24 protein-coding genes are annotated in these 26,865 nt (G+C 35.6%); 10 read left to right on the top strand and 14 right to left on the bottom strand.

All coding sequences use genetic code 11. The features are described from left to right. Positions 1 to 17 precede the first annotated feature (17 nt). Positions 18 to 923: an AraC family transcriptional regulator gene (locus tag ATE47_RS12180; protein WP_062162225.1), complete on the bottom strand. Its 906-nt coding sequence runs from the start codon at positions 921 to 923 to the stop codon at positions 18 to 20. 122 nt (positions 924 to 1,045) lie between these two features. Between ATE47_RS12180 and ATE47_RS12175 the strand changes: the two genes are divergently transcribed. The 3 genes from ATE47_RS12175 to ATE47_RS12165 are packed head-to-tail and all read left to right on the top strand — an operon-like array spanning position 1,046 to position 6,212. Continuing rightward, positions 1,046 to 2,275: an MFS transporter gene (locus tag ATE47_RS12175; RefSeq protein ID WP_062162224.1), complete on the top strand. Its 1,230-nt coding sequence runs from the start codon at positions 1,046 to 1,048 to the stop codon at positions 2,273 to 2,275. A 1-nt stretch (position 2,276) separates the two neighbouring features. Further along, a complete protein-coding gene (locus ATE47_RS12170) occupies positions 2,277 to 3,755 on the top strand; it encodes a trehalase family glycosidase (RefSeq protein WP_062162223.1) in 1,479 nt (492 codons plus the stop codon). An 18-nt stretch (positions 3,756 to 3,773) separates the two neighbouring features. Further along, positions 3,774 to 6,212: a TonB-dependent receptor gene (locus ATE47_RS12165; RefSeq protein ID WP_062163544.1), complete on the top strand. Its 2,439-nt coding sequence runs from the start codon at positions 3,774 to 3,776 to the stop codon at positions 6,210 to 6,212. Positions 6,213 to 6,446: 234 nt separating this feature from the next. Here ATE47_RS12165 and ATE47_RS12160 read toward each other — a convergent pair whose 3' ends face one another. Beyond that, positions 6,447 to 7,082 carry an MBL fold metallo-hydrolase gene (locus ATE47_RS12160; RefSeq protein WP_062162222.1) on the bottom strand — a complete coding sequence of 212 codons (636 nt, stop codon included), beginning with the start codon at positions 7,080 to 7,082 and terminating at the stop codon, positions 6,447 to 6,449. Between the two features lie 165 nt (positions 7,083 to 7,247). On the opposite strand from ATE47_RS12160, the gene ATE47_RS12155 reads away from it, so the two are divergent. Further along, complete coding sequence (locus ATE47_RS12155; protein WP_062162221.1) at positions 7,248 to 8,459, top strand: type IX secretion system plug protein; 1,212 nt, start codon at positions 7,248 to 7,250, stop codon at positions 8,457 to 8,459. Between the two features lie 131 nt (positions 8,460 to 8,590). On the opposite strand, the gene ATE47_RS12150 is transcribed toward ATE47_RS12155, so the two are convergent. The 5 genes from ATE47_RS12150 to ATE47_RS12130 all read right to left on the bottom strand — a co-directional run bounded on the left by ATE47_RS12150 (position 8,591) and on the right by ATE47_RS12130 (position 11,619). Continuing rightward, complete coding sequence (locus ATE47_RS12150; protein ID WP_062162220.1) at positions 8,591 to 8,839, bottom strand: hypothetical protein; 249 nt, start codon at positions 8,837 to 8,839, stop codon at positions 8,591 to 8,593. Continuing rightward, positions 8,840 to 9,067: a hypothetical protein gene (locus tag ATE47_RS12145; RefSeq protein ID WP_062162219.1), complete on the bottom strand. Its 228-nt coding sequence runs from the start codon at positions 9,065 to 9,067 to the stop codon at positions 8,840 to 8,842. It lies immediately after the preceding gene. Positions 9,068 to 9,268: 201 nt separating this feature from the next. Next, positions 9,269 to 10,291 (bottom strand): ferrochelatase, encoded by a 1,023-nt coding sequence (hemH, locus tag ATE47_RS12140; RefSeq protein WP_062162218.1) that lies wholly within the window; start codon positions 10,289 to 10,291, stop codon positions 9,269 to 9,271. After that, positions 10,291 to 10,734: a hypothetical protein gene (locus ATE47_RS12135; RefSeq protein ID WP_062162217.1), complete on the bottom strand. Its 444-nt coding sequence runs from the start codon at positions 10,732 to 10,734 to the stop codon at positions 10,291 to 10,293. The genes hemH and ATE47_RS12135 overlap by 1 nt, the downstream gene beginning before the upstream one ends. A 6-nt stretch (positions 10,735 to 10,740) precedes the next feature. Further along, a complete protein-coding gene (locus ATE47_RS12130; RefSeq protein WP_062162216.1) occupies positions 10,741 to 11,619 on the bottom strand; it encodes a NifU family protein in 879 nt (292 codons plus the stop codon). A gap of 95 nt (positions 11,620 to 11,714) precedes the next feature. On the opposite strand from ATE47_RS12130, the gene ATE47_RS12125 reads away from it, so the two are divergent. After that, entirely contained in the window at positions 11,715 to 12,305 is a 591-nt protein-coding gene (locus ATE47_RS12125) for a hypothetical protein (RefSeq protein WP_062162215.1), read from the top strand. A 4-nt stretch (positions 12,306 to 12,309) separates the two neighbouring features. Next, positions 12,310 to 12,849, top strand: a complete 540-nt coding sequence (locus ATE47_RS12120) for a gamma carbonic anhydrase family protein (RefSeq protein WP_062162214.1) — start codon at positions 12,310 to 12,312, stop codon at positions 12,847 to 12,849. Between the two features lie 100 nt (positions 12,850 to 12,949). Here ATE47_RS12120 and ATE47_RS12115 read toward each other — a convergent pair whose 3' ends face one another. After that, a complete protein-coding gene (locus ATE47_RS12115) occupies positions 12,950 to 13,393 on the bottom strand; it encodes a hypothetical protein (RefSeq protein ID WP_062162213.1) in 444 nt (147 codons plus the stop codon). Positions 13,394 to 13,476: 83 nt separating this feature from the next. Here ATE47_RS12115 and ATE47_RS12110 point away from each other — a divergent pair, with 83 nt between their 5' ends. Further along, on the top strand, positions 13,477 to 15,603 hold the full coding sequence (locus ATE47_RS12110) for a helix-turn-helix domain-containing protein (protein WP_062162212.1): 2,127 nt from the start codon (positions 13,477 to 13,479) through the stop codon (positions 15,601 to 15,603). 47 nt (positions 15,604 to 15,650) lie between these two features. On the opposite strand, the gene ATE47_RS12105 is transcribed toward ATE47_RS12110, so the two are convergent. Beyond that, positions 15,651 to 16,106 (bottom strand): hypothetical protein, encoded by a 456-nt coding sequence (locus ATE47_RS12105; RefSeq protein ID WP_062162211.1) that lies wholly within the window; start codon positions 16,104 to 16,106, stop codon positions 15,651 to 15,653. Positions 16,107 to 16,330: 224 nt separating this feature from the next. Here ATE47_RS12105 and ATE47_RS12100 point away from each other — a divergent pair, with 224 nt between their 5' ends. Together ATE47_RS12100 and ribB are read left to right on the top strand one after the other, a co-directional pair. Beyond that, positions 16,331 to 17,335, top strand: a complete 1,005-nt coding sequence (locus tag ATE47_RS12100; protein ID WP_062162210.1) for an LLM class flavin-dependent oxidoreductase — start codon at positions 16,331 to 16,333, stop codon at positions 17,333 to 17,335. Positions 17,336 to 17,407: 72 nt separating this feature from the next. Beyond that, positions 17,408 to 18,529, top strand: coding sequence for a 3,4-dihydroxy-2-butanone-4-phosphate synthase (gene ribB, locus ATE47_RS12095; protein WP_062162209.1), 1,122 nt, complete (start codon positions 17,408 to 17,410; stop codon positions 18,527 to 18,529). A 112-nt stretch (positions 18,530 to 18,641) separates the two neighbouring features. Here ribB and fmt read toward each other — a convergent pair whose 3' ends face one another. The 5 genes from fmt to folK all read right to left on the bottom strand — a co-directional run bounded on the left by fmt (position 18,642) and on the right by folK (position 25,066). Then, positions 18,642 to 19,589, bottom strand: coding sequence for a methionyl-tRNA formyltransferase (gene fmt, locus ATE47_RS12090; RefSeq protein ID WP_062162208.1), 948 nt, complete (start codon positions 19,587 to 19,589; stop codon positions 18,642 to 18,644). A 66-nt stretch (positions 19,590 to 19,655) separates the two neighbouring features. Next, a complete protein-coding gene (locus tag ATE47_RS12085; protein ID WP_062162207.1) occupies positions 19,656 to 21,557 on the bottom strand; it encodes a RecQ family ATP-dependent DNA helicase in 1,902 nt (633 codons plus the stop codon). Between the two features lie 78 nt (positions 21,558 to 21,635). Then, a complete protein-coding gene (locus ATE47_RS12080; protein WP_062162206.1) occupies positions 21,636 to 23,093 on the bottom strand; it encodes an OmpA family protein in 1,458 nt (485 codons plus the stop codon). 33 nt (positions 23,094 to 23,126) lie between these two features. Next, entirely contained in the window at positions 23,127 to 24,629 is a 1,503-nt protein-coding gene (locus tag ATE47_RS12075) for an OmpA family protein (protein ID WP_062162205.1), read from the bottom strand. A gap of 17 nt (positions 24,630 to 24,646) precedes the next feature. Beyond that, complete coding sequence (gene folK / locus ATE47_RS12070) at positions 24,647 to 25,066, bottom strand: 2-amino-4-hydroxy-6-hydroxymethyldihydropteridine diphosphokinase (RefSeq protein WP_062162204.1); 420 nt, start codon at positions 25,064 to 25,066, stop codon at positions 24,647 to 24,649. A 19-nt stretch (positions 25,067 to 25,085) separates the two neighbouring features. Here folK and sppA point away from each other — a divergent pair, with 19 nt between their 5' ends. Next, on the top strand, positions 25,086 to 26,843 hold the full coding sequence (gene sppA, locus ATE47_RS12065) for a signal peptide peptidase SppA (RefSeq protein WP_062162203.1): 1,758 nt from the start codon (positions 25,086 to 25,088) through the stop codon (positions 26,841 to 26,843). Positions 26,844 to 26,865 lie beyond the last annotated feature (22 nt).

Here is a 26,865-nt window from a genome sequence, read left to right as displayed (position 1 = left end):
TTATTAAACAAAAATTTTTAAAACTCAGCCTTAACCTTATTCTCAACCTCAGCCTTCAAACCCACATTCACCTTATTATTGGAATAGCTTTTAATAAATTCCGAAGGCGTTTTCTGCGTGTATTTTTTAAACATTCTGTTAAAATAAGTCACATTGTTAAACCCACAACTGTAGCTGCTTTCCGAAATACTTTTATCCTGCGCCATCAACAAACACGCCTTATTAATACGATACCGATTCACGAACTCCGTAAACGTAATTTGAGTAGCTTTTTTGAAAAAATTACAAAACGCGGGTAACGTAAGATTTGCCAACTTTGCCACCTCTTCAATATTAATTTCCTTGTCGTAATGGTGCTCTACATAAGTGAAGATGTTTTCCAGTCGGGTTTTATTTTTTGAAATGATCGTGTAGGGCATAATTTCCTTATTTAAAATCTCATAATTTGTACATTTTGAGAGTTCAAAAAGAATTTCCAACAGCAATAAATATCGTTTATAACCTTCGGAATCGAGCATCAACCGTAATTTTGGAAGCATTGCTTCTTTGATGTTATTATGAAATTGAATACCAAATTTTGAAAGCTCCAACAGATTTTTAATCAATCGTGCTTCAACTTCCTGTTGGGGAAACTGCAAAATTTCTTCCTTAAACTGAAGCACGATTTCCTCGTGAGGATCAATAGAATTCAAGCCGAATCCGGAGTGTGGAATATTGGAACCGATCAAGACCAAATCACCATTCGTATAATTGCTTTTATGATACCCGACATGCCGCGTTCCGCTCCCGGAAATCACGCACACCAGCTCAATTTCGGGGTGATAATGATACTCCCATTTGAATTCTGAAATAGGAGAATTGTTATGAATCGTGCGAAAAGAGCTCTTTTCATCGGGGATTACGCGTTCGAAAGTAACTTTCATTCAGTTAATCGTATTTTATCTTCTAAAATAATAATTATATTAATATAGTTCAAATATTCATTTACTGTGTTAAATTATTGTTAAACCAAATGCTTTTATCTTAGCCGATAAGAAATTATTTAATGAAAAATTTCAACATAAAGGCAGTTTTATTTTTAAATTATTTTGTTTTTGCAATTCTTTTGAATTCTGTAGGCACGGTAATTTTACAGATGCAGCAGAATTTCGGGATTTCAAAATCTTCTGCAAGCGTTTTGGAAGGTTTTAAAGATCTTCCGATTGCCATCTGTTCATTTATTTTAGCATCATTTTTACCTAAAATAGGAATCAAAAATTCAATGTTGATTGCTTTGTTTTTGGTGAGCTGCATGTGTTTTATAATGCCTTTTGCGAATGATTTCTGGTTTTTCAAACTCTTGTTTACAATTGTTGGAATTTCTTTCGCTTTAATAAAAATTTCAGTCTTCACATCCATCGGATTGGTGACCAATACAGATAAAGAACACTCAAGTTTTATGGGTTATCTGGAAGGTTTTTTTATGATCGGAGTTTTGATGGGAAATGTACTTTTCAGCTTATTTATTGATGATCACAATCCGAAATCTACACATTGGCTCAACGTGTATTGGGTATTGGGCGGACTTTCGGTGTTGTCGTTTTTATTCCTTTTCTTTTCTAAATTAAATGAAAACGAAGCCAAAAGCGAGAAAACAGACCTGCTCGGAGATGTGAGAAACAGCATCAGCTTATTCAGTTATAAAAAGGTGTTGTTCTTTTTACTGTGCGCGTTTCTTTTCGTTTTGGTTGAACAAAGTTTCCAAACCTGGACTCCAACTTTCTATAAAGAAATTTTAAAAGTTCCGACCTCGATGAGTATTCAGGCGGGAGCGGTTTTAGCGGGAGCTTTTGCTTTGGGACGATTTTTATCGGGGTTTTTCTCGAAAAGATTCAGTTGGATTTATGTGGTTTCTTTCTGTGTGGTTGGCTTTGCAATCAGCATTTTACTCGTTTTACCTTTAACTCATAATACTCTTATAAATACAAATACAACTTGGTTTAATGCGCCGCTTGTGGTCTATTTATTTCCATTAATGGGTGGTTTGCTGGCGCCAATTTATCCGAGTATCAACTCTGTGATTTTAGCCTCAATTCCGAAATATTTGCATAGTGCAATGGCTGGTTTGATCGTTGTTTTTTCAGCGATCGGTGGAACGATAGGATCAATTATCACAGGTTTTGTGTTTCAGGAATTCAGTGGGCAACAGGCGTTTTATCTGTCGTTAATTCCGCTTTCCTTGTTGATTATTTCAGCAGTAATTATGAATAAATTAAAAATAAATCCTAAAAATTAAAATGAATAAGCAGCTATATATCAATGAAATTCAGACACTTTTTGATGATGTTCAACGGTCAAAAATCTTTGAAGATCAAAAAACAATGACCGATGCTGTCCCGCTATTTCCGATTTCTGAAATTAATAAGAAATATGAAGAGGAAAAACAAGCAGAAGGTTTTGATTTAAAGGATTTTGTATTATCTAATTTTGATTTTTTAGGGGCGAAAATTTCTATACAGAGGGAAGATCATTTGCCGATCAATGAACATATCGAAAAGCTTTGGGATGAATTGACAAGAACAGCTTACGAAGAAAAAGGAACATTGTTGAAACTTCCTAAGCCTTATATCGTTCCGGGAGGCCGTTTCAATGAGTTTTTTTACTGGGACAGCTATTTTATCATGTTGGGTTTGCAGGTTTCCGGAAGGGTAGAAATGATGGAAAATATTGTTGAAAACTGTTCTTATTTAATTCAAAAAGTAGGATTTATTCCGAATGCGAGCCGAACTCATTTTCTGAGCCGTTCTCAGCCGCCGTATTTTTCATTAATGCTTGATCTTCTTTTTGAAACCACAAAAGACGAAAATATTTACATCAAATATCATGATACTTTGGAAAAAGAATATGCTTTCTGGATGAATGGGGAAGAAAATCTGGAAAATGGTTCGAATAAAAACAGAGTGGTGAAAACGATTAACGGAGATATTTTAAATCGTTATTATGATGCAGAAAATGAACCTCGCCCTGAAAGTTATTTAATTGATATTGAAGATAGTAAAAATGCGGGCGAAGAATTTTACAGAAACATAAGAAGTGCTTGCGAATCGGGTTGGGATTTCTCCAGCAGATGGTTTGCCGACGGTGAAAATATAAAGGCGATTGAAACATTGAATCTCGCTGAGATTGATCTAAACTGTCTTTTGTGGCATTTGGAAAAAACATTAGCAAAATCTTCATCGCTTCAAAATTGGACTGAAAAAGAAAATCATTTTAAAGAAAAAGCGACACAGCGAAAACAGATCATTGATCAATATTTCTGGGATGAAAAAGCCGGGACTTACAAAGATTATCACACGAAAAAAAATACACAAACACTGTCCGAACATATTGCTGCACTTTATCCTCTATTCCTTGAGTTGGCGAGTGATGAACAGGCAAAAGCTGTCTCAGAAATTATCGCTGAAAAGTTTCTATATCAGGGAGGATTGGTTACAACAACTAAAAATTCCGGTCAGCAATGGGATCTTCCGAACGCTTGGGCGCCTTATCAATGGCTGGGTTTTAAAGCAATGAAAAACTACGGTTTTGATGATTTAGCTCAAAAAATTAAAAATAATTGGTGCTCAAATGTCGAAAGAGTGTACAACAACACCGGAAAACTGATGGAAAAATACAACGCTTTGGATACAGAAACAATTGCCGGAGGCGGGGAATATCCTAATCAGGACGGCTTTGGCTGGACGAACGGTGTTTATCTCAAATTAAAACAAAATTAAAACTATAATAATATGGCTATGAAAAAAAGATCGATTTTCTTACTTGCCGGTATTGCAACGCTTTATTTTAATAACACGTATGCACAGGAAACTCCTATGGATTCCACCAGAACGGCATCTATAGATCAGGTAGTAATCACGGGTAACTCAAACCCGAAAAAGAAAATAGAATCCAGCACGGCGATTTCCACATTCAGTGCGAAGGAAATTCAGAAACAAAACCCGATCAGTGCGGCGGCTTTGTTGCAGAGAGTTCCGGGTTTTGCGGTAGAAACTTCGGGTGGTGAAGTGGGAAACAACCTTTTCGCGAGAGGGATACCTTCTGCCGGAGCGTACGAATTTGTGCAGGTTCAGGAAGACGGGCTGCCTGTTTTTGAAGACGGAGCTTTACAGTTTGCCAATGCAGATAATTTCTTCCGTGTAGATAATTCTGTGAGCAGATTGGAAGCCTTGAGAGGAGGTTCAGGATCTATTTTTGCAACCAATTCTCCCGGAGGTTTAATCAACTTTATTACGAAAGAAGGAACAAATGATTTCAAAGGAACGGCGAAGCTTGAAACAGGGACTTACGGTTTAATGCGTACCGACGTCAACTTGGGAGGCGCTTTGGTTGAAGATAAATTGTTTTTTAATATAGGCGGATTTTACAGGACAGATAACGGAATCAGGAAAACAGGATTTAAAGCAAACAACGGCGGACAAATCAGGTTGAATCTGAAATATGTGTTCGATAAAGGGTATGCTAAAGTGTATTATAAGAAACTGGATGACAGAAATACGTTTTTCCTCCCGATTCCTTTGGTGCAAAACGGTAATGATTTAAAAGAATTTAACGGCTTTGATCCTAATTACGGAACATACAGCTACAGAGCGATCAGCCAGTTGAATATTCCTCAGGCTGGAGGAGGTTTTTTCAGCAGGAATTTAGAAGATGGAATCCATCCGAAAGTTGATGTGTTGGGAGCTGAATTTAAATATGATCTGGGAAATAATTTCTCTGTTTTAAACAAAACGAGATACACCAACATCAATATGAATTACACGGGGATTTTCCCTGCAGGCGGACCGCAATTGGCTGCTGATTTTGCTAATTCAAACGGAATTTCGGGAAATAATTTCCAATATACATCGGTAAGTTCTGGGGCAATCGTAAATCCTGCCTACGTTCAAAAACTGGGTTTCTGGGCGATTGACAAACAGATGAATAATTTTGTAAATGACTTACAATTTAATTATAAATTTGATAAAGGAAATGTAACGGCAGGTTTCTATAAATCCAACTGGAAATCCCATCAATACTGGAACTGGAGCAATATTTTAACAACAGCAACAGACAGACCGCAACTTCTTAATCTGGTAGATACTTCGCTGGCTCAGACCGATACCGGATATTCTAAAACGTATAATGGGGTTACGGATATGTCTTTTTTGATCAGAGATTCTCAGATTCAGGGAAGTTTGAATGATTTATATTTAAATTTAGATTATAACATCACGGATAACTTAAGTTTTAATGGAGGAATCCGCTACAGCCGTGATTTCTACAAAGGATATGGCGTAAGCACGACCACTTCCAATTTAAATAATTCAGGCTTAACAACAGACGGAACCCATTCTTTTTTGACCACAACGGCCGATGATAATATGTCTGTTTTAGGGAATAGATACACGTATTGGAACTATGATGTAAACAGGGTTTCTTTCACAACCGCTTTGAACTATAAAATCAACAGAGAAAATGCGGTGTACGCCCGTTTTTCCAACGGTTTCAGATCTCCAAACGAAGAAGCGTATTATAATAATATGAATAATCTTTCGGCGATAAAGCCTGTAACCACCAATCAATTGGAAATTGGATATAAATACTATTCAAGAACATTTGATGTAGCGGTGATTCCGTTCTATTCTACATTGAAAAATCTTTCATTTACAGATGTTTTCTCTGACGGAACTTCAGAAAATAAATTTGCCAATACCACCAATCTTGGAGTGGAATTGGAAGGATATGCCAGACTGTTCAATAATCTGTTGGAAGTAACTTTCAATGGAACAATTCAGAGTCCGAAATATCAGGATTTTACAGGAAGAAACGCGGATGGAACAACATTCGATTATGATGGAAACTCAGTGAGAAGGATGCCGAAGTTCTACTTTAATATTTCTCCAGCCGTGAATATCACAAAACAATGGAGAGCTTATGTAAGCATGAATTATTACGGAAAACGCTTCCAGGATGAGAAAAATACGCAGACTTTGCCATCATTCTCAGAATTTGGGGCGGGAACTTCTTATCAATTAGGAAAAATTCGTTTTGCAGTTGACGGAACCAATATTTTCAACACCATTGGTATCACGGAAGGTGATCCAAGAGCCGGATCTCCGACTGGTGACGGGATTATTATGGCAAGACCAATTATGGGTGCTGCCGTGAGGGCTTCCATTACTTTGGATTTTTAATCTTAGTTTTCTTTATTATAAATTGAAACCGCCGGAATTTCTTCTGGCGGTTTTTGTTTGATTTTTTTAAAGTGAGATGCTTCGGCAAATTCAGCATGACACCGATACAAATTAACCGTTAATAAAAAAACAGTTAGTATTAGAAGTGTCATGCTGAATTTGCCGAAGCATCTCTATAACTTACAATAATCGATCTCTCATTCAACTCAAAAAAACTCTCCAACCCTCAACCTATTAAAAAAACGGATTATACTCCTTCTCAAAACCAATCGACGTAGGATTTCCGTGGCCGGAAAAAACCTGTGTCTCATCATCAAGAATAAAAAGTTTTGTTTTAATTCCTTCAATTAATTGCTCATAATTCCCTTTGTACAAGTCTGTTCTTCCTATGCTTCCTTCAAATAAAACATCACCGGAAATCATAAATTTCTGAGCTTCATTATGATAAACCACACTTCCCGGAGAATGTCCCGGAACATGATATATTTTGAATTTTTCTCCATCAAGATCAAGCTCATCACCTTCATTAATGTATTCAATATCAACCTTTACGGGATTAACCTGAAAACCAAACCTCATTCCGCTTGCCTGAAGCATATCCAGAACTTCTTTGTCTTCCTGATGCATCGTTACGGGAACTTTAAAAGTATCAAAAGCCCACTGCAAACCTAAAACATGGTCAATATGAGCATGAGTTAAAAGGATTTTCTGAATTTTCAAACCGTTTTCTGTGATGAAATTTGAAATAGCCTGAGTTTCCTGCTCGTTCATATTTCCCGGATCAATCAACCAGGCATTTTTATTTTCGTTGTAAATGATGTATGTGTTTTCGCTTGCAAAGTTGAATACGAAACCTTGAATTTGAAGCATGTTCTGAATGTTTTTAATTAAGGCAAATTTACCATAATTTTTAGTTTAATATTCAATTATTGAGATACTGAGCTTGCCGAAGTATTTTATTTAAGTTTAATTAAAATCACTTTAAAAGATATTTTATCATACCAAAAACCCCGATTTTTCGTTATCTTCGTAATAATGAAAACTTTGCGAATACTTTTACTTTCTTTGGGTGGATTGGTTTTTGGACAAAACATCCAAAGTATACAGTTGTTTAATCCTCAGACGAATGACGAAACGCCTGTCATTAGTTTTAATCAGCAATTGGTGTTGAGCTTTGACGACCTTACCAATGCCAGTGAAATCTACAGATATACCATAAAGCATTACAACAGAAACTGGGAAGATGACAATCTTTTCTTTACAGAATTTGCCAATGGAAGCCTGAATGGTTTGCTGGATAAATTTCAATATTCCTTCAATACGCTACAAGCTTATACACACTATAAACTAACGTTTCCCAACGAAAAAATACAACCTAAGATTTCAGGAAATTTTGAAATTATTGTATATAAGGATTCTGCAGAAAAGCCTCTTTTTAAAAGAAGGTTTTATGTGGTGGAAGACGCTGCTACGTTAGCCTTAAATATTTCAAGAATTTCTGACGCAAGAAATCCTGATGCCAACCAAAGGGTAGAGGTTAAGGCCGTTTCAAAAGGTGGCGATCTGTCTTCAAACGTGAATTCAATGACGTTGAATGTAATACAGAATAATAACCCGAATGTTACGGTAAATAATTTAAAGCCAAGCACTACGATGGGAAATCAGTTGCTTTTTCAGCAAATGAATCTGGTTTTTCCGGGTAATAACGAATTCTATTATTTCGATAATAAAAATATGAATATGGCTGCTGATATGGTTCGTGCCACGGAATTGAAAGAGGGTGTAAATCAGACATATCTGCATCCGGTTTGGGCTTTTCCTTTGAATTATCAGTATCAGCCGGACGTGAACGGAGCCTGGTATTACAGGAGAAATGATCTTGGAAGAGAAAGAGATGCGGAAAGGGAAGCGGATTATTCATGGGTGTATTTTTCTTTAGATTCTGATCCTGTGGATAAAGAAATTTACGTGCTGGGAGGTTTTAATGATTTTAAACCAAACAAAGAAAATCAAATGCAATACGATGCCGCGACCAAGCAGTATGTAGCAAAAATGTATTTAAAGCAAGGTTTCTATAACTATATTCTGGCCACAAAAGAGCCTAACGGACGCCTGAATTTTGGTGAAGTGAACGGGAATTTCTGGCAGACGGATAATCTTTATCAGGCATTTTTATATTATGCACCTTTCGGGAGGAATTATGATGGTTTGATGGGGTATGGCGAGTTCAGAACGCCTGTGAGGTAGTGTTGGGATGGAGAGTTGTAGTGTTCGAGAGTTTTTAGGTTTTTTTTTAATAATCTTATCAATTTAAATATAAATAAAAACCTCGCAGAAAAGTCCTGTGAGGTTCGATATAATAATAGTCTGAAAAATCTTCAATTTTTAAAAACCGCAGTTACAAACAACGTTGTCTCATTCTCAAAAATATAATAAATATTAACAGGGAAATTGCTCATTTCATAAATGCTGATCTCCTCCGGTCTTTCCGTTTGCTCTAGAATTTCATTAACAGATTCCTTTAGATCTTCAAGAAAATAAGCTCCCATGCTTTCCTTTTCTGCGTTGAATACTCTTATAAGAAGCCTTATATCATTTTTTGCAATGGAAGAAAGAAGGACATTCATTTAGGCACAATACTTTTTAAGCTCAGAAATATTTTCATAGAAATCCAGCTTTGTTTTTGGGTTTTCGTTATGAAATTCTATTCTGTATAAAACCTCATCGATTTGAAACTGCGGAACGGAGAATTTGTTCTGGGCTTCCAGTTTTTCTACTATTCTTACCAAAGTTTCAAGTAATTCGGGAGTGAGGCTCTCAATCTTATGTTTTAAAATTTCGGTAGTTGCATTCATTATTTTTTATTTTTAAAAGTTAATGATGTTCTTTTGATAGGATAAAGGTAGTAAAAAATATAATATTTTGAATATATGTTTAAAAAATATAGGGGTAATTTTAAAAAAACTGTTTTTATTTAAATTGGATGTGGAATAAAAGGGGGTGTTCATTAAATCAAAAAAATAGCCTCCATTTCCGAAGGCTATATTTTTTATATTTTAGACCAGATAAAATTCATTGAGTTTTTCTTCACATAAAGTCTTTACAACTTCTATCCATCGGTCTTCATCATTAAGACACGGAATGTAATGGAAGTTTTCACCACCGCCGTGGAGAAACTGCTCTTTACCTTCCACCGAAATTTCCTCCAGCGTTTCCAGACAGTCTGAAACGAAGGCCGGACAAACAATAGCCAGGTTTTTTATTCCTTTTTTCGGAATAGTCTCCAAGGTTTCATCTGTATAAGGCTCGATCCATTTATCTTTTCCTAATCTTGATTGGAAAGAAACGATGGTTTTTTCCCTTGGTAAATTAAGTTTTTCAATCACTTTATTGGTGGTATCAAAACACTGATGACGGTAGCAGAACTGATGGCTCGGATTACTTTCTCTTGAGCAGCAATCGTTTAAGTTACACGTTTTTGTAGGATCGGTTTTATAGATATGTCTTTCCGGAACGCCGTGATAAGAAAACTGTAAGGCATCAAAATTTTCAGGAAGTTTTTCCTTAATACTTTCTGCAAGACAATTAATATAAATATCTCTGTTGTAAAACGGTTGGATATAATTAATCTTTACTTTCGGGAATTTTTGTTTCCTTACTTCTTCCGCTTTTTCGATCACGGTTTCCGTTGTACTCATCGCATATTGAGGATAGAGAGGAAAAAGTACGATCTCAGAAACACCTTTGTCCACCAGCTTTTGGATTCCTGTTTCAATGCTCGGTTCTGCATATCTCATCCCGATTTCCACCGGAACATCAACCAGTTTTTGTAATTTTTTCTGAATTTTTTCAGTAATGACAATCAGAGGTGAACCCTGATCTGTCCAGACTGTTTTATAAGCTTCGGCAGATTTTGCAGGCCTTGTTTTTAAAATAATTCCACGAACGAGAAGTGCACGGAAAATCCATCGGTAATCAATTACCTTTTCATCCATCAGGAATTCATCAAGATATTCCTTTACATCATTTACGGCCGTAGATCTTGGCGATCCCAGGTTTACTAATAGAATTCCCTTCATTATTTGTCTAAACTTTGCAGTCGTCCATCAATAGTCGGACCATATTTCTTTTTTAAACGTAAAATATAAATTTCGAGTGCTAAATGCTTTTCTTCATCAGAAATACCAAAAGATTTCAAGTATTCATCACTCTTTTGAGTAATTGTTTTTGTAAACATTCTTTGATATTCTTCATTGGCATCGTACACGAATTCTTCTCCTTTTAATTTTTTTATTTCATCATGAGCTTCTTTATCCAGTACATAATAGTGATGAAAATAATAATCAAGAAACGTTGTGTTTTTCTTGTTCATTTTTTCCAGAATAATATCCATTTTTTGAAGACTGTCCTTCGCAACGCCCATTTCAACAAGGTCGTCATGAATTCCGTCATTCAGTTGTGGCTCTTTTTTGCATGAAAAAAGGTTTATGCTAAAAATAATTAAAAGAAAAAATATTCTCATAGATGATTATCCGTTTACAGCTTCCACTCTTTCCACTAAGTCCGGCGCGAATTGTTTTAAAATATTTTCGATCCCGTTTTTCAATGTAGCGGTAGAGCTTGGGCACCCGGAGCATGCACCTTGTAATAGCATTTTTGCAGTTTTATGTTCCTTATCGTATTCCATCAAAGAAATTTTCCCACCGTCATTTTCCACTGCAGGAGCAACATATTCATTTAAAATATCTGAAATTTTCTGTTCGTCCTCCGTATAATCTCTGTTGATCAGTTTTTCAACAGGACTTTCGTGTTTTTGAGGTTCGAGGTTTGAAATCTCACCTCCGTTTTGAAGATATTCCGCAATCAGGGCACGAACAGTCATCATTACCTGATGCCATTCTACGGAAGTATTTTTGGTAACCGCTACAAAATTATCAGAAATAAAAACTTCAGTAGCAAAATCAAATTCCTTGAAAATAGCCTCAGCCAAAGGAACTCCATCTGCCTGCTCTCTGGATTTTACTTCCACAAAACCGTCTAGTAATAACTTGCTTGAAACAAACTTCATTACATTCGGGTTCGGAGTCATTTCAGCATAGATCTGGTACATTTCCTTTTTCTTTTGAAGATAAATTCGTGGATTTGCCAGCAATTCGTCTTCAACAACATTTTTCAGGCTTTCTGCCACGTGTTCCCATTCTACGGTGTCCTGCTTGGCAACGGCCACAAAATTAGCCGTAATGAAAACTCTTTCCACAAACGGATAATTGAAAAGCTCCTGCGCCAAAGGAATTTCTGAAATATCTGAATTTCTGTCCAACTCCAAAGATCCCGGGATCAGGTTGTAATCCGCAACGAATTTCATTACTTTCGGGTTTTCGGTTGGTTCTATAAGTATAGTATGCATTTTTTCGTTAAATTTGAGATACAAAAATACGCAATTAGAAATTAGAAGCTGGAAGTTAGGAGTTAGATTTTTGCTATTAACGTCATTTAGAAATTATGGGTTGGTATTATTCGTTTGGAATTATTGTTGAAAATGAAAAAATAGCTCTTGAATATAAAAGAGAGTTTCCACAAAACATTATATTGAGCAACAGTAATATTGTTAAAATTTCGTCTTATATTAATAAAGTTGTGGATTCTGATCATTACACAATTCAATTTTCACCAATTGGTTTGGGGACAGATAAGGCCCAGGGAAGAGACATTCTATTTGATAAGCCTTATTTTTATGAGATCAGAGATTTCTTTTACAAAGAATTATTCAGTTTAAATATAAATTTTAAAATAGCATTATTTGAATTAGAAGCTGGAGATTATTTGGGTGAAAATGTTGTGATTGAAGAGCTGAATGCAAAGGAAGTCCATGAAATAGCCTACGGCTTTCAATATATTTCTAATGGAGATGCTAACGCTTCTAACATATCATGGAAAAATCCACCTGAATATTATATTGCTAAAAGATATCTGGATGGATTGATTTTAAATAAAAATGAATTCGATAGCTTAACAAAAAACATGTCTGAATTTCAATTGTTTAAAGAAAACTATTACTGGCTTCCAATTCAGGAATTTAAAATATTAAATTAAAATTATGGCTTTAATAAAAGAACTTTTAGGAAAAATACCACAAATAGGAGAAAATACTTTTTTGGCTGAAACTGCAACCATTATCGGTGATGTTACGATGGGAAAAGACTGCAGCATCTGGTATAATGCGGTGATCAGAGGTGATGTTCATTATATCAAAATGGGTAATAAAGTGAATGTTCAGGATAATGCTATGCTGCACTGTACCTATCAGAAACATCCTTTAAATATCGGAAATAATGTTTCCATCGGTCATAATGCCATTGTCCACGGATGTACAATTCAGGATAATGTCCTGATCGGGATGGGAGCTATTGTAATGGATGAATGCCTTGTTGAGGAAAATTCTATTGTGGGAGCCGGTTCTGTGGTGACTCAGGGAACTCATATCAAATCCGGAGAGGTTTGGGGTGGTGTTCCTGCAAAGAAAATTAAAGATATTAGTGCCCAGTTATTGGAAGGTGAAGTAAACAGAATTGCAGATAATTATGTGAAATATTCTTCATGGTATAAGGAAAATGTGAAACATGTGAACGGTGAATAATGAATTGTGAATAATCAATTAACTTCGCAAGTGAATTGACTATCACATTATAATAATTCACAAAAAAAATCTCTGTCAAAATTAATTGACAGAGATTTTTTTAAGAGTTTACCAGCTCAGGTTTTCCGTTCACACATTTAATGGAAGTCGGTGGCATGATCATCATACAATCCGACATGATGTTGTATTTTTGGTTGAAAGCTTTCACTTTTTCCGTATAATCATTGATTTTCGGAAGAATTGTAGCTTCCTGATTTTTAGGATAAGCGATGTATAATTGAGGCCCGCCGCAAGCTTTTGCACCCATCGGAGCAAACGTCCACTCATTGGCTTTGGTACATTTTTCTTTGGAAATTTCAGTTTCAATAGATGCCTTTATTTTATCCAGCTGAGCCTGATCGTATTTTTGGCTGTTTTCATCGGCCGGTCTTTCGGAAATATCTTTGGGTAAATTAGCATCGATTTTTTTTGCTGTATTACATGAGACTAAACTTAATGTAGCACAAAATATTAAAGCAGATATCTGTAGGAAGAAATTTTTCATAATAATTTTTTTTGTGAGCAATAATTTTCAAAAGTTATGCCAAGATAAAAAAAACAAATTCATTTTCCGTAATTTTGACGACGATGAACAATCATTTTTTTGACTTAATAGAACATACCAACCGAAGCGTATTTTTAACGGGAAAAGCAGGAACAGGAAAAACGACCTTTCTTAATGATTTTGTAAAACGAACACGCAAAAAACATATTGTAGTGGCTCCGACGGGGATTGCTGCAATCAATGCGGCTGGCGTTACCATTCATTCCATGTTTGGATTGCCGTTGAGGACTTTTTTACCGACCACAGATAGGATTGATACCAGTTTGGCGAATAATATTGCCGATCTGATGCCGCATTTCAAATATCGGAAAGATAAGCTTAAACTTTTAAGAGAAGTAGAAATCATTATTATTGATGAGGTTTCCATGCTTCGTGCCGATGTTTTGGATATGATGGATTTTTCTCTGCGGTTTATCAGAAGAAATAATCAGCGATTTGGGGGTGTTCAGATGCTGTTCATTGGGGATTTGTACCAGCTTCCGCCAGTGGTAAGGGATGAGCATATCCTGAAAATGTATTACAATTCGCCTTTCTTTTTTGATAGTCTTGCGATTAAAGAAATTCCTTTAATCACCATTGAATTAACGAAAGTTTACCGTCAAACCGACGAGGAATTTCTAGATGTTTTGAATGCAATCCGAAACGGAGACGTCGCCAATATTGATTTCGACCATTTAAATGAAAGATACGACCCAGATTTTGATATGGGTACCGAATCTTACGTTTATTTGTGTTCGCACAACAAAATGGCGGATGAAATCAATCAGCAAAAATTAGCGGAAATAAAAACTGATGCGAAAAGCTATGAAGCCAAGCTCTTCGGTGAATTTAAAGAAAACCAGTTCCCGAATGAGCAGTTTTTAGAATTAAAAATAGGGGCACAGGTCATGTTTATCCGGAATGATATTTCAGGAGAAAAGAAATATTTCAATGGAAAACTGGGTGAAATTTCCGCTTTGGATGAAAATGAAATCAAAGTTATTCTCGACGGCAGCGAAAGAGAAATTACCGTAAAAAGAGAAATTTGGGAACAGAAAAAATATTTCCTGGACACTGAAAAAAATATTAAAGAAGAAGTATTGGGAAGCTTCGAGCAGTTTCCGATAAAACTGGCTTGGGCGGTGACCATTCATAAAAGTCAGGGCCTGACGTTTGATAAAGTGATTATTGATGCCGGAAAAAGCTTTACGGCAGGTCAGGTTTATGTGGCATTATCCCGTTGTAGAACATTGGAAGGGATTGTTTTAAAATCCAGAATTACACCTGAAGTTATTTTTAAAGATAACAGAATTTTAAGTTTCCATACGGATACGGTGGCGAACGACCATGTAGAAAATATTTTAAATAAAGAAAAATACGATTACAGTATTAAGAAAGTGCTTCGTACTATTGACTGTCAATGGCTTCTCAATGAAGTAGAGGAGTGGAATAAACTGTCGATGGTCACGAAAAGTATTGATAATTTAAAGACAAATCAGCTTTATCAACATCTGAAACCTGAGATTGTCAATCTGGGTAAAATTTTTGAAAAACTAGACCGGGTAATTTCTCAAAAAGTTAATAATTTTATTGAACAGAAGGAAGAATGGTCTGAAATTGAAAACAAAACCAAAGGTGCGGTTAATTTCTTTTTTACCGAAATTAAGGATAAAGTTTTCAGTCCGTTGAAAGAATTCTATGCTGAAATAAAAGGAACAAAAGGCTTAAAACAATACAACGAAGAATTCAGAGTCTGGCTGGAAGATATTGAAGAATATTTAAACAGTTTGAAGGACGTTAATCTGTTGGAAACCAAGTTACTGGACGAAAAGAATGATAAAGAAGTCAGCATGAAAATTGCGAAAGTTCCGTCTCAGGTTCTTACTTTTCAATTGTTCGAACAAGGAAAAACAATTTCCGAGATTGCACTGGAACGAGGTCTGGTAAAGGAAACGGTGATTGGTCATTTGGCGAAATTCGCTGAGCAGGGCTTGCTGGATATTTCAAGAGTGATTACATCAGATAAAATCAAAGCGTTTGAAGAAATTTTTCACAAAGACCCTAAAGAAACCTTAACGGAGTGGAAGAATGTCCTGCCGAATGATTTTGAATTTAATGAGATCAGGATTTTGATTAATCATTTTAATTATCTGAAGGAGAAAGCGAAATAATATTAAGAAAGGTTTAATAATTAATGTATTACTAAACCTTTCTGTTTTTATTTGCTTAATAAATTCTGATTAACTCTATAGCCAACGATTTTTATGTTTCCGTCTTTATCTTTTTCTAAAGTAAACGATTCTTCCGTTTTCTCGACACCTCTTTTTACTTCATACACAAAAAAATACTGACTTCGGGCGTTACTTCCTTTTATAACCATTGTTTCCCATTTTACAAGATTATATTCCTGAATGGGACCAATTTTATTGGTGATGTTAAGAAGTTCCACAAGCTTTTCTTTATCAGTTACAGTGAAAAACTTTTCACCAAATAACTTATAAATGTCATCCTGATTAGCTCCATGCCGAAGTTCCCAGTAAAATTTTTGAGAAACTTTTTCTCCATCTTTTTTATCGGATTCCCTGTCTTTATAAAATTCATTAAAAGAACAGCTTATAAGCAGAAAAGAAATTATTAAAAAATAAATTTTTTTGAATTGGGTTATTGCTTTCATGGTTAAATTAATTCAGCAATATTAATAAATTTAACAATAACAAAATATTAATAAACGAAATTTCCCATAGTTTTTCCCTGAACTAACCAATCAATCCTATCAATTACAAAAAGTAACTAATGCAATTTATAAGTTTTAAATTTGTCTGGTTTTAAACCTAAAATTTAAAATATGAAACCGACGAAGGAGATTCCATATCACCTTTAAAAAATTATATACTTGATATGAAAAATTTTGAAATATCAGTGTTGGATCTTGCCCCTGTAAAACAGGATAAGACTATTCACGATACGTTTCAGGACAGTTTATCTTTAGCAAACCATACTGAAAATTTAAATTATAAAAGATTCTGGCTCGCCGAACATCACAATATGGAAAGTATTGCCAGCTCTGCTACTTCTGTTCTCATTGGTTTTATCGCCAACGGAACAAAGAAAATAAGAGTAGGATCGGGTGGAATTATGCTCCCGAATCACAGTTCACTCGTTATAGCCGAACAATTCGGAACACTTGAGTCGCTTTTTCCCGGAAGAATAGATCTTGGACTTGGAAGAGCTCCCGGGACAGACGGCCTTACAGCTCAGGCGTTGGGAAGAAATCCGGCGATTATCAACCAACAGTTTCCTCGGCAAATTTTAGAGCTTCAAAAATATTTTTCCAAAGAGAATTCTGATGCATTGGTTCGGGCCATTCCGGGAGAAGGACTGGATATTCCGTTGTATATTTTAGGATCAAGTACGGATAGTGCATTTTTAGCTGCAGAATTGGGGCTTCCTTATGCCTTCGCCGGACATTTTGCTCCGGAACAAATGGAAATGGCCTTCAATATTTACAGGGAACATTTTGAGCCTTCCAAGCAATTGGCTCAACCTTACATTTTAGCTTGTGTCAATGGGATTGCTGCCGAAACTTCTGAAGAGGCACACAAAATTTCCACTACTTTATTTCAGGCGTTCATTAATATTGTAAGAAACGACAGGAAACCTTTCGCACCGCCGGTTGATGATATGGATGAGATCTGGTCACCCATGGAAAAAGCGATGGTTTTACAGAAATTGAGATATACTTTTATCGGAAATCAAACTGAAATTGAAGAAAAGCTTAAAAATTTTCAGGAGAAATTCAATGTTGATGAATTAATTATCAACTCTCATATTTACGACCATCAGAAAAGACTGGAGTCTTATGAAATTATCAGAAAGGCAAAAGACTCTTTATTCAAAGCCTAACAAACCGTTTATATTAATTGGAAGATGCCTTTTTTTATAAGTATCTTTGCAAAAATTTTTTAAAAAGTAAAAATGTCAGATATTAAATTAAATACCATTCCCGAGGCTATTGAAGACCTTAAAAATGGTAAAATAATCATAGTAGTGGATGATGAAGACAGAGAAAACGAAGGTGATTTTCTTTGTGCTGCAGAGTTGACAACTCCGGAAATCATCAATTTTATGGCGCTTCACGGAAGAGGATTGATCTGTATGCCGCTTCCTGAAAAAAGATGCGACGAATTGGGCCTTGATGTGATGGTAAGCAGAAGCAGCGATCCTAAAGAAACAGCTTTTACCGTTTCTGTTGACCTTTTGGGGAACGGAACTTCAACGGGAATTTCTGCAAGCGATAGAGCGAAAACGATTTTAGCTTTAATGGATGAAAAATCCAAGCCTACAGATTTTATGAGACCTGGTCACATTTTCCCGCTTCGTGCAAGAAAAGGAGGTGTTTTGAAGAGAGCCGGACATACGGAAGCTGCCATTGATCTGACTTGTTTAGCAGGTTTGAAAGAAGGTGGAGTAATCTGCGAAATCATGAATGAAGACGGCTCAATGTCTCGTTTGCCGGATCTTTACGCGTTTGCTCAGAAGCACGATATGAAAATCGTTTCTATTGAAGATCTGATTCATTATCAGCTTAAAAAAGGAAACCTTATTGAAAGAATCGAGGAAAGAAAAGTAAAAACTGCTTACGGAGAATATGATTTCTTTGCTTTCAGGGAAACTTCTAACGATCAGATTCACTTTGCTTTAACGAAAGGAACCTGGACGGTTGATGAACCGGTTTTGGTAAGAGTTCAGTCTTCTGATTCTTATTTTGATGTGTTGACAAGATTGAATAACGGTGAAAAACCTTTATTGGAGAAAGTAACCAACATGGTAAATGAAGCTGGAAAAGGAGCAATTATCTTCATTAATAATGTTTCAAATTCTGAAAACACATTAAGAAAATTACAGCAATTCCTTAATTATCAGGATGGTCAGGAACAACACCCGACGTTGGCGTATAACTACAGAGACTACGGAATCGGAACTCAGATTTTAAAGAATCTCGGAATTAATAAGTTTAAAGTAATCACTCAAAATCCAAATATCAAACCTCAGGTTGGAGGATATGATGTTGAGGTGACGGAGATGGTGCAACTATAAATGTGAATGGGCAATAGTGAATTAACTTCGTTGTCAATTCTCAAACGTTTTAAATTCACTTGCAAAGCAAAATTGACTTATTGACAATTGACATAAAAAATGGCTTGAGAAATCAAGCCATTTTTATTTCTTCAAAATTTCTGAATCCGTTCAAGAAATCTTTGATATTCATTCTTTTTTTACCTTCCAATTGCAATTCTAATGGAAAATAAACGCCATCCAGAGTGTAAATTTTAAAATCATTTTTTGAAATTTCTAAGCTTCCAACGGGTTTCCCGTGATTTTCAATTTCAAACTTTCCTCCAAATATTTTCAATCCTTTTTCCTCTTCCCCGATTTTTAAAGTTGTAAAAGCTGCAGGATAGGGTGACATTCCCAAAATAAACTGATGAACTTCCTTTGAATTTTTTGTCCAGTCGATTCTGGTATCTTCTTTGAAAATTTTAAAAGCATTTTTAGGATGTTCAACGTGGGGCTGAGGTTTTTCAACAATTGAATTTTCTGCCAAGCCATCCAATGTTTTCACCACCAATTTTGCTCCCATTTCCATTAATCTGTCGTGAAGACTTCCCGCATTTTCATCAGGTAAAATTGGCAATTCTTCCTGTAATAAAATATTCCCCTCATCGATTTTTTCGTTGATAAAGAATGTGGTTGCCCCGGTTTTTTCTTCACCGTTAATGACTGCATAATTAATCGGAGCTGCACCTCTGTAATCTGGAAGGAGGGAAGCATGAAGGTTGAAAGTTCCCATTTTTGGCATTTCAAAAAGAACCTTAGGCATCATTCTGAAGGCAACAACTACAAATACATCAGCTTCCAGTTTTCTCAATTCTTCTAAAAATTCAGGGTTTCTCAACTTTTCTGGTTGAAAAACAGGAATATTATTTTCTACCGCAAAAACTTTTACTGGTGACTGATTGATTTTTTGCCCGCGTCCGCTTGCCTTGTCTGCAACGGTTACAACACCTACAACTTCATGATTTGACTGATGAATGGCTTCCAGCGAAGTCTTAGCAAACTCCGGAGTGCCTAAAAAAACGACTTTCAATGATTTCATGTTGCAAAGATAAGTTCTTTGATTTTAAGTTATGAATTATGAATTGAATTACTTATTACCCATTACTCATGTTAAAGCGTACGTCCTGAAATTCAACATTTTTACTTTCCCGGAATCAAGTAGAAATATTAAATTTTCCAGAATATTTTCTTTTGAATGATAATTCAACTGGATAGAAAGTTCTTCTATCGTGGAAGGTTTGTTAGCCAATAAATTAGTAATCTGTACAGAAATGTTCTTTCCAAAAATAGATTGCTTATTCTTTTCGCAAACAGAACATTGACCACAATTTTTAGAATTTTTTTCTCCAAAATAGGCAAGAATCAATTTCATTTTACAATATTGATTATCTTCAATAAAGAACTTCATTTCTTCCCATTTCTGGATTTTATTTTTCTGAATATGCTCAAAAAGTTTCCAGTATATAGAATTATTGACTCTTTCGTCCCGTGGTTTTAAAAATTTAATGCTTGTCAAAGCTCCGTCAACATATTCCACATAACCTTTTTCCTGAAGTTCCTTTAATCTTTCCTTGATCAACAGAATGCTTACCCCGATTTTATTGCTTGCCTGCTGTTCACTGAACATTACCTTGTGAGTAGTAATTCCTGATATGGTACGAAGCATTAACTCTATAAAATAGGCGTCTTTCCGCGGTAATTGATCTATTTCATCAGCCTGCATTAATAGTTGTAATGATGAAAGGCTTTTGTTGTCGTTGAAATAAATAATTTCCTGATTATGAAGGAAGTTTAGTACATTTTTAATCTTTGCAGTCGATAGTTTCGTAAAGCTTTGAATTCCGTTGATATTTAATTGAAAAACTTTTTCAGGTAATTCAAACTCGGCAACTTGAAAAATAGAATACAGATAAGTGATAATCTTTAAAAATTCTGCTTTATTTGGAATTTGATTTTTTAAAATTTGATCAAAGTTTGAGAGCTCCTGCTTATTCCATAGCATAAAAGCAAAACTGTCTTTTCCGTCCCTTCCTGATCGACCGATTTCCTGATAATAATTTTCAATCGATGGGGAAGGAGAATAGTGGATCACAAAACGTACATTGTCTTTGTCAATCCCCATTCCGAAAGCGTTTGTTGAAATTAAAACATTATTATTGCTGTTGTTCCAAATGGTTTGTTTAGCATTTTTTTCCTTCGTAGTCAATCCCGCATGGTAAAAATCAACGTTTTTCAATTGATTTTTATGTAAATATTCGGTCAGTTGTTCAGCTTCTTTTCTGGTTCGGGTATAAATAATTCCTGATTCATTGGTATACTTAAGAACATCGAGAATCCTTTGAAATTTATCTGAAACTTCTTCTGTGAAAATTTTAATATTATCTCTTCTGAAACTTTTTTGAAAAACTTTAGGATCTTTAAGCTCGAGTTTGACTTTTATCTCTTCTAAAACTTTTGTAGTTGCTGTAGCAGTTAAAGCTAAGCAGGGAATCTTAGGATTATTTTTTCTAAAATCTTTAATATTTTGATAGCTGGGCCTGAAATCCTGTCCCCATTCTGAAATACAATGTGCTTCGTCCACTGCAATGAATGAAAGCTGAATTTCCTCAATATTTTGAAGAAATTGTTTGTTAGTAAGTCTTTCCGGTGAAATATAAAGCATTTTTGTTAAGCCATCTTTGCAACGGCCATAGATTGTTTCTGCATCATATTCATCTAATTCGGAAGATAAATATTCTGCTTCAATGCCTCTAAATTTTAATTGGTTCACCTGATCCTTCATTAATGCCAAAAGCGGTGAAATGATAAGGCAGGCTCCTTCTTTTAGCAAAGCGGGAAGCTGATAACAGAGTGATTTTCCTGCACCGGTGGGTAGGAGAACAAGAGTATCTTTTTCATTGATTATAGAATCAATAATTGCTTCCTGAGAGTCACGAAAGTTGTCGTAACCCCAAAAATATTTTAAAGTTTTAAATTTTAATTCCTGAAAATCTTGCTGAGAAATCATTGGATAAAAATAGTGAAAGTATTATAATAAAAAAAGCCACGCAGTGCGTGACTTTTATATAATTTACGAATAAGTTTATTATTTAGCTTCGAAGTAAACTCTTCTGTTTGCTCTGTTTTTCCATTCAGGACATTTAGTAGCAGGTTCGCACTCAGGGTATTTAAGGTCTTTTTCACCTCTACCGATTGCGTTAAGTTTACCAGACTGAACACCATTTTGAATTAAATAATTCTTAACGTTGTTTGCTCTTCTTTCAGATAATTTCTGGTTGTAAGCATCAGAAGCTCTTGTATCTGTAGCTCCGATCACATTATAACTACCGCTTGAAGAATTAATATAGCTAACAGCGTTGTTAAGGATAGGAGTGTTAGAAGGTAAAATTCTGTCAGAGTTTAGATCAAACTCGATACCGTCTAATTTAGTTTCTGTTTCTGTTACAGGTCCTGTAATAGGAGCTGTAGTTGTAGGACATCCTTGATTTTCTACAGGTCCAGGAACCGTTACACACTTATCGTAAAGGTCGATTACACCATCAAGGTCTGTATCAAGGGCAACACCAGCACCGTCAACTCTTGCACCAGCAGGAGTATCAAGCTGTCTATCCCAATCGTCGCAAACACCATCGTTATCAAGATCTCCTTTTTTACAAACTTCAATATCTTGATTTTTGTTAGCCAAAACATCTAGCTTGTAATAGATTTCCTGAAGTGGGTCATGCCACATTAAGTGAGATTCGTGTTTTCCTAATTTTAAAGAAACACCTAAAGTTGCGTTGAAGAAGTTGTCAGAAACCTGCTCTTCACGTTGGTTGATATCGCTGTATTTGTGACCTCCACCATCGAATTCATCATCACCAGTCATTACATACATTAATCTACCTTCGATGTCAATTCTTCTGTTAACTTTGAATTTAAGACCAGCACCAGCCTGACCAAACATTGATCCAAGTTTGAATGGCTTGATTTCAGTCATTAATCTCTGGCCTGCAGCGTCTTTTTGATAAGCTCTGTATGCAAGAGTACCAACACCCGCATATCCGTGTAATGCCCATCTGAAAGGAGAATGATTATCAACTCTTCTCAAAAGGTTTGAGAAGTTAATATCTCCTAAAATTGAGATCGCATCATATTGAGTTCTGGCTCCTACTTCCTGATATCCCATACCGCTAGGTGCAGAATCTTTTGTATTGAACCAGCCTTGTCTAGTTTCCCCTCTGTCATATTGTAATTTAAGACCAAAAGCATGAGTAATAGCTTTGTCAATACTTACATACGCTGAATAACCAAAAAGGTTTTTACCGTTACCGTTTTTTATAGATGTTAAATCTGCAGATTGTACTAATGGAACACCAGCACCCACTGAAATTGACCAGTCGTTGAATCTTTTTGATTTATTTGTAAAGGGGGAAACATTCGCAGAGCCTGAAGAAAATGTGTTTGGATATTCTCCATTTGAAACTACTGCAGTTGAGTCTTGTGCAAAGCCTGCCGTCGGAACAGCTAATGCAAATGCAACAATTGCTAAACTTAATTTCATAATGTATTTTTTATTTAGTTAATTAAATGATTTTTATTTTGCTTGAAAGTAAACTCTTCTGTTTGCCTCGTTTTTTTCTTCAGAGCATTTAGAAGCTGGATCACATTCAGGATACTTAAGGTCAGTTTTACCTCTTCCTTCAGCAATAAGCATACCAGAAGAAACCCCTTTGCTATTAAGGTATTTTACAACAGCATCAGCTCTTTTCTGAGATAGTTTCAAGTTGTAAGCAGCTGAACCTCTAGCGTCAGTAGCTCCAATTACCAAAAACTTATCACTAGAATTCAAACTTTTAATAACGTCTGCAGCGTGATCTAGCTTTCCATAAGATACAGGTCTGATCTTATCACTGTTAAGCTCAAATTCAATACCTTCAAAGTTTTTGTTGATTTCATCTACAGCAGTTGCAGAAGTTGAAACTGCAGCAGGAGCTGGAGGACAACCTTGATTTTCTACAGGTCCTGGAACGGTTACACATTTATCGTATAAATCGATGACACCGTCAAGATCCATATCTAATGCAACACCGGCACCGTCAACTCTTGCACCAGCAGGAGTATCAAGTTGTCTGTCCCAATCATCACAAACGCCATCATTGTCATTATCTCCTTTTTCACAAACTACAAAATCAGTTTCTTTGCTTTCCAGCACGTTGGCTCTGTAATAAGCTTCTTGTAAAGGATCATGCCATGTCAGGTGTGAAAGTTTATTACCTAATTTAAAGGTAAGTCCTAAGTTTACAGTCAGCATATTATCTGATCTTCTCTTGTTGATCATGTTATACTTAGAAACTTTGGATAAAGGATCGTAATCTGCTTTACCAGCATTTCCACCACCATCGAACTCATCATCACCACTGATGGTATACATTGCTCTGGCTTCGATATCAATAAGCTTAGAAACATTATACTTCAGACCAGTACCGAATTGGTAATAGAAAGATGCTAAGTCTAATTTCTTATCAATGAACAAAGGAATTCTTGCTGGAGAAGTACTCCATCTGAATTCGTTGTTGTCGTGCAAGGACGTGTTGAAGTTCATAAAACCGATACCAGCGTAACCATGCAATGCCCATCTGTACGGAGAATGATTATCAACTCTTCTCAAAAGGTTTGAGAAGTTGATGTCTCCCATTAAAGCAATTTGATTGTACTTGGTATTGGCTTCTGCAACTCCGGCAGCAACACCTGCAGCTCCTTCTAGCTGAGCTTTTTGTTTCGTTTCTCCTCTCTGGTAAATAAGGCTTAAACCAAAAGCGTGGCTGATTTGTTTGTCTAAACTCACGTAAGTGTTGTACCCCCAGTTGATCTTTTTATCATAAACTGATACAAGATCTGAGTGAACCATTAAGGCAGTACCACCACCGACTGAGATAGACCAATCTCTAAATCTTCTAGCCTTGTTGTCGAAAGGTTGGACATTGGCGGAACCTGATGAGAACGTATTCGGGTATTCGTTAGTAGAACTAACTGCGATACTGTCCTGAGCATAAGCTGCAATAGGCAATGTGGCCAATAATAATAAACCTAATTTCATACAATATGTTTTATGTTTTATTCAGATAAATCTTTTAATAATACTTTTGAGAATTCCCTTTCAAAAAGATGTTTTATGTGAGGGATTTCCAATCTTTCTGAGACGAATTTCAGTTCATTATATGTAACGATATCTATGTCTATTACCCTGTCCGCATATCCTCCTGTGACCCTAGAATCGTTACTTCTGCCCATCTCAATTTCAATACTTTTAACAAAATCAAGTAGTTGAATAGGTGAAAGACTTGTCAATATTATTGATGCAATATTACAAAAAATATTGGAACTGACAAATTCTACAGCCTCGGATGTCAAAAATTCACTTATTTGTAATATTTCATTCCCCCCTTCTTTAATCTTCTGAAGGGCGGTTTCTAAATTTTTTTTTTGATCTCCAATATTACTTCCGAGTAACAAAACTACCTTATGTTGCGACATATAGGAAAATGATTGATTTATGAAAAGTTTTTTTAAAAATGTACTGGCAAATATAGTGGCTATTGTTATATTATGTGCCGTGTTTTTCTTCTTTTTTATCATAATGCTTGTATTTAGCGCGATGGGAAATGACAAGTCTGTAGTGGTGAAAAAAGATTCTGTGCTTACAATTAATTTAAAAACAAATATAATAGACAGCCCTACGGAAGAACAGGGAAGTTTATTTAATATTAATGACCAAAATAAAAGTGTCTTGATTTATGACGCGATTGAGGCGATTAATAAAGCAAAAACGGATGATAAAATTAAAGGGATAAGTATCGAAGCAGACGACCTGAATGCCGGGATTACCCAGATTGATGACCTTAGGAATGCAATCGCAGATTTTAAGAAAAGCGGAAAATTTGTGTATGCCTATGGAAACGGGGTGTCGCAGGCAGCTTATTATTTAGGGTCTGTTGCGGATCAGTACTATCTGAATCCGTCTGGAATGATCGAGCTTAAAGGCTTGGCAACGGAAGTGACTTTCTTAAAAGATTTTGCGGATAAGTACGGAATCGGGATCGAGGTAATCCGTCACGGGAAGTTCAAATCAGCGGTAGAACCGTTTTTAAGAAATGATATTTCTCCCGAAAATAAAGAACAATTAAGCACACTTCTAAATGACATCTGGAAAAATACATCTTCAAAAATGGCTGTTTCAAGAAAAATTGATACCGCCCAGTTCAGAACAGTTGTTGATAGCTTATACGGAATGATTCCTGAGTTGGGATTGAAGTATAAATTAGCTGATAAGTTAATTCAGAAAACAGAATATGATGAATTAATTAAATCAAAATTAAACTTAAAAGAAAAAGATAAGTTAAATAAAATCTCTTTAGGAAAATATATAGCATCTTATTCTGAGGATGAAAAATCAGGGGATAAAGTTGCTGTCTTATATGCTTCAGGATCTATTAATGGTGGAGATAATTATAATGATATTCATGCCGAAACTTATATTAAATATATCAAGGAACTTCAGGAAAATGATAAAGTAAAAGCTGTTGTTTTCAGGATCAATTCTCCTGGTGGAAGTGCCAATGCGTCTGATGAAATTTTGTTTGAGCTTCAGCAATTAAAAAAGAAAAAGCCACTTATTGTTTCTTTTGGTGATTATGCTGCTTCAGGAGGATATTATATTGCAATGGCCGCGGATAAAATTTATTCGGAGCCTAATACCCTTACAGGATCTATTGGTGTTTTTGGGGTGATTCCTTACTTTAAAGATATTGCCAATAAAAACGGCGTTCGTTCTGATATTGTTTCTACAAATGCAAATTCTCAATATTATTCTTCTTTAAACGGTGTTACGCCTTATGGAGTAAGCCTGATAACGAGAAGTGTTGAGGGAACTTACAAGAGATTTGTTCATTTTGTAACTCAAAACAGGAAAAAAACTTTTGATCAGATTGATAATGTAGGTGGAGGAAGAGTATGGAGTGGAACAAGAGCAAAGCAAATCGGTCTTGTGGATGAATTGGGAACCCTGAATGATGCAGTGAAATTTGCGGCTCAAAAAGCAGGTTTGAAATCGTACGCAATTTCATCTTACCCAAAAAAGATGACACCTTTCGAGCAGATATTTAAAGATCTGAATGAAGATGATATCTCTGCAAAGGTTATTAAAAATAAGATAGGAAAGGCTAATTATGAAATTATGCAGCAGATTATAGAAGAAAGAAAGCTACAGTCTGAAGTGAAAATGGAAATGCCTTATCAGATTAAGATCAACTAAATTATATTTTGTACAAAAACGG

The sequence above is a fragment of the Chryseobacterium sp. IHB B 17019 genome, assembly GCF_001456155.1.
In the GTDB taxonomy this organism is placed as follows: Bacteria; Bacteroidota; Bacteroidia; order Flavobacteriales; family Weeksellaceae; genus Chryseobacterium.
This window is presented reverse-complemented; position numbering and strand designations above follow the sequence as displayed.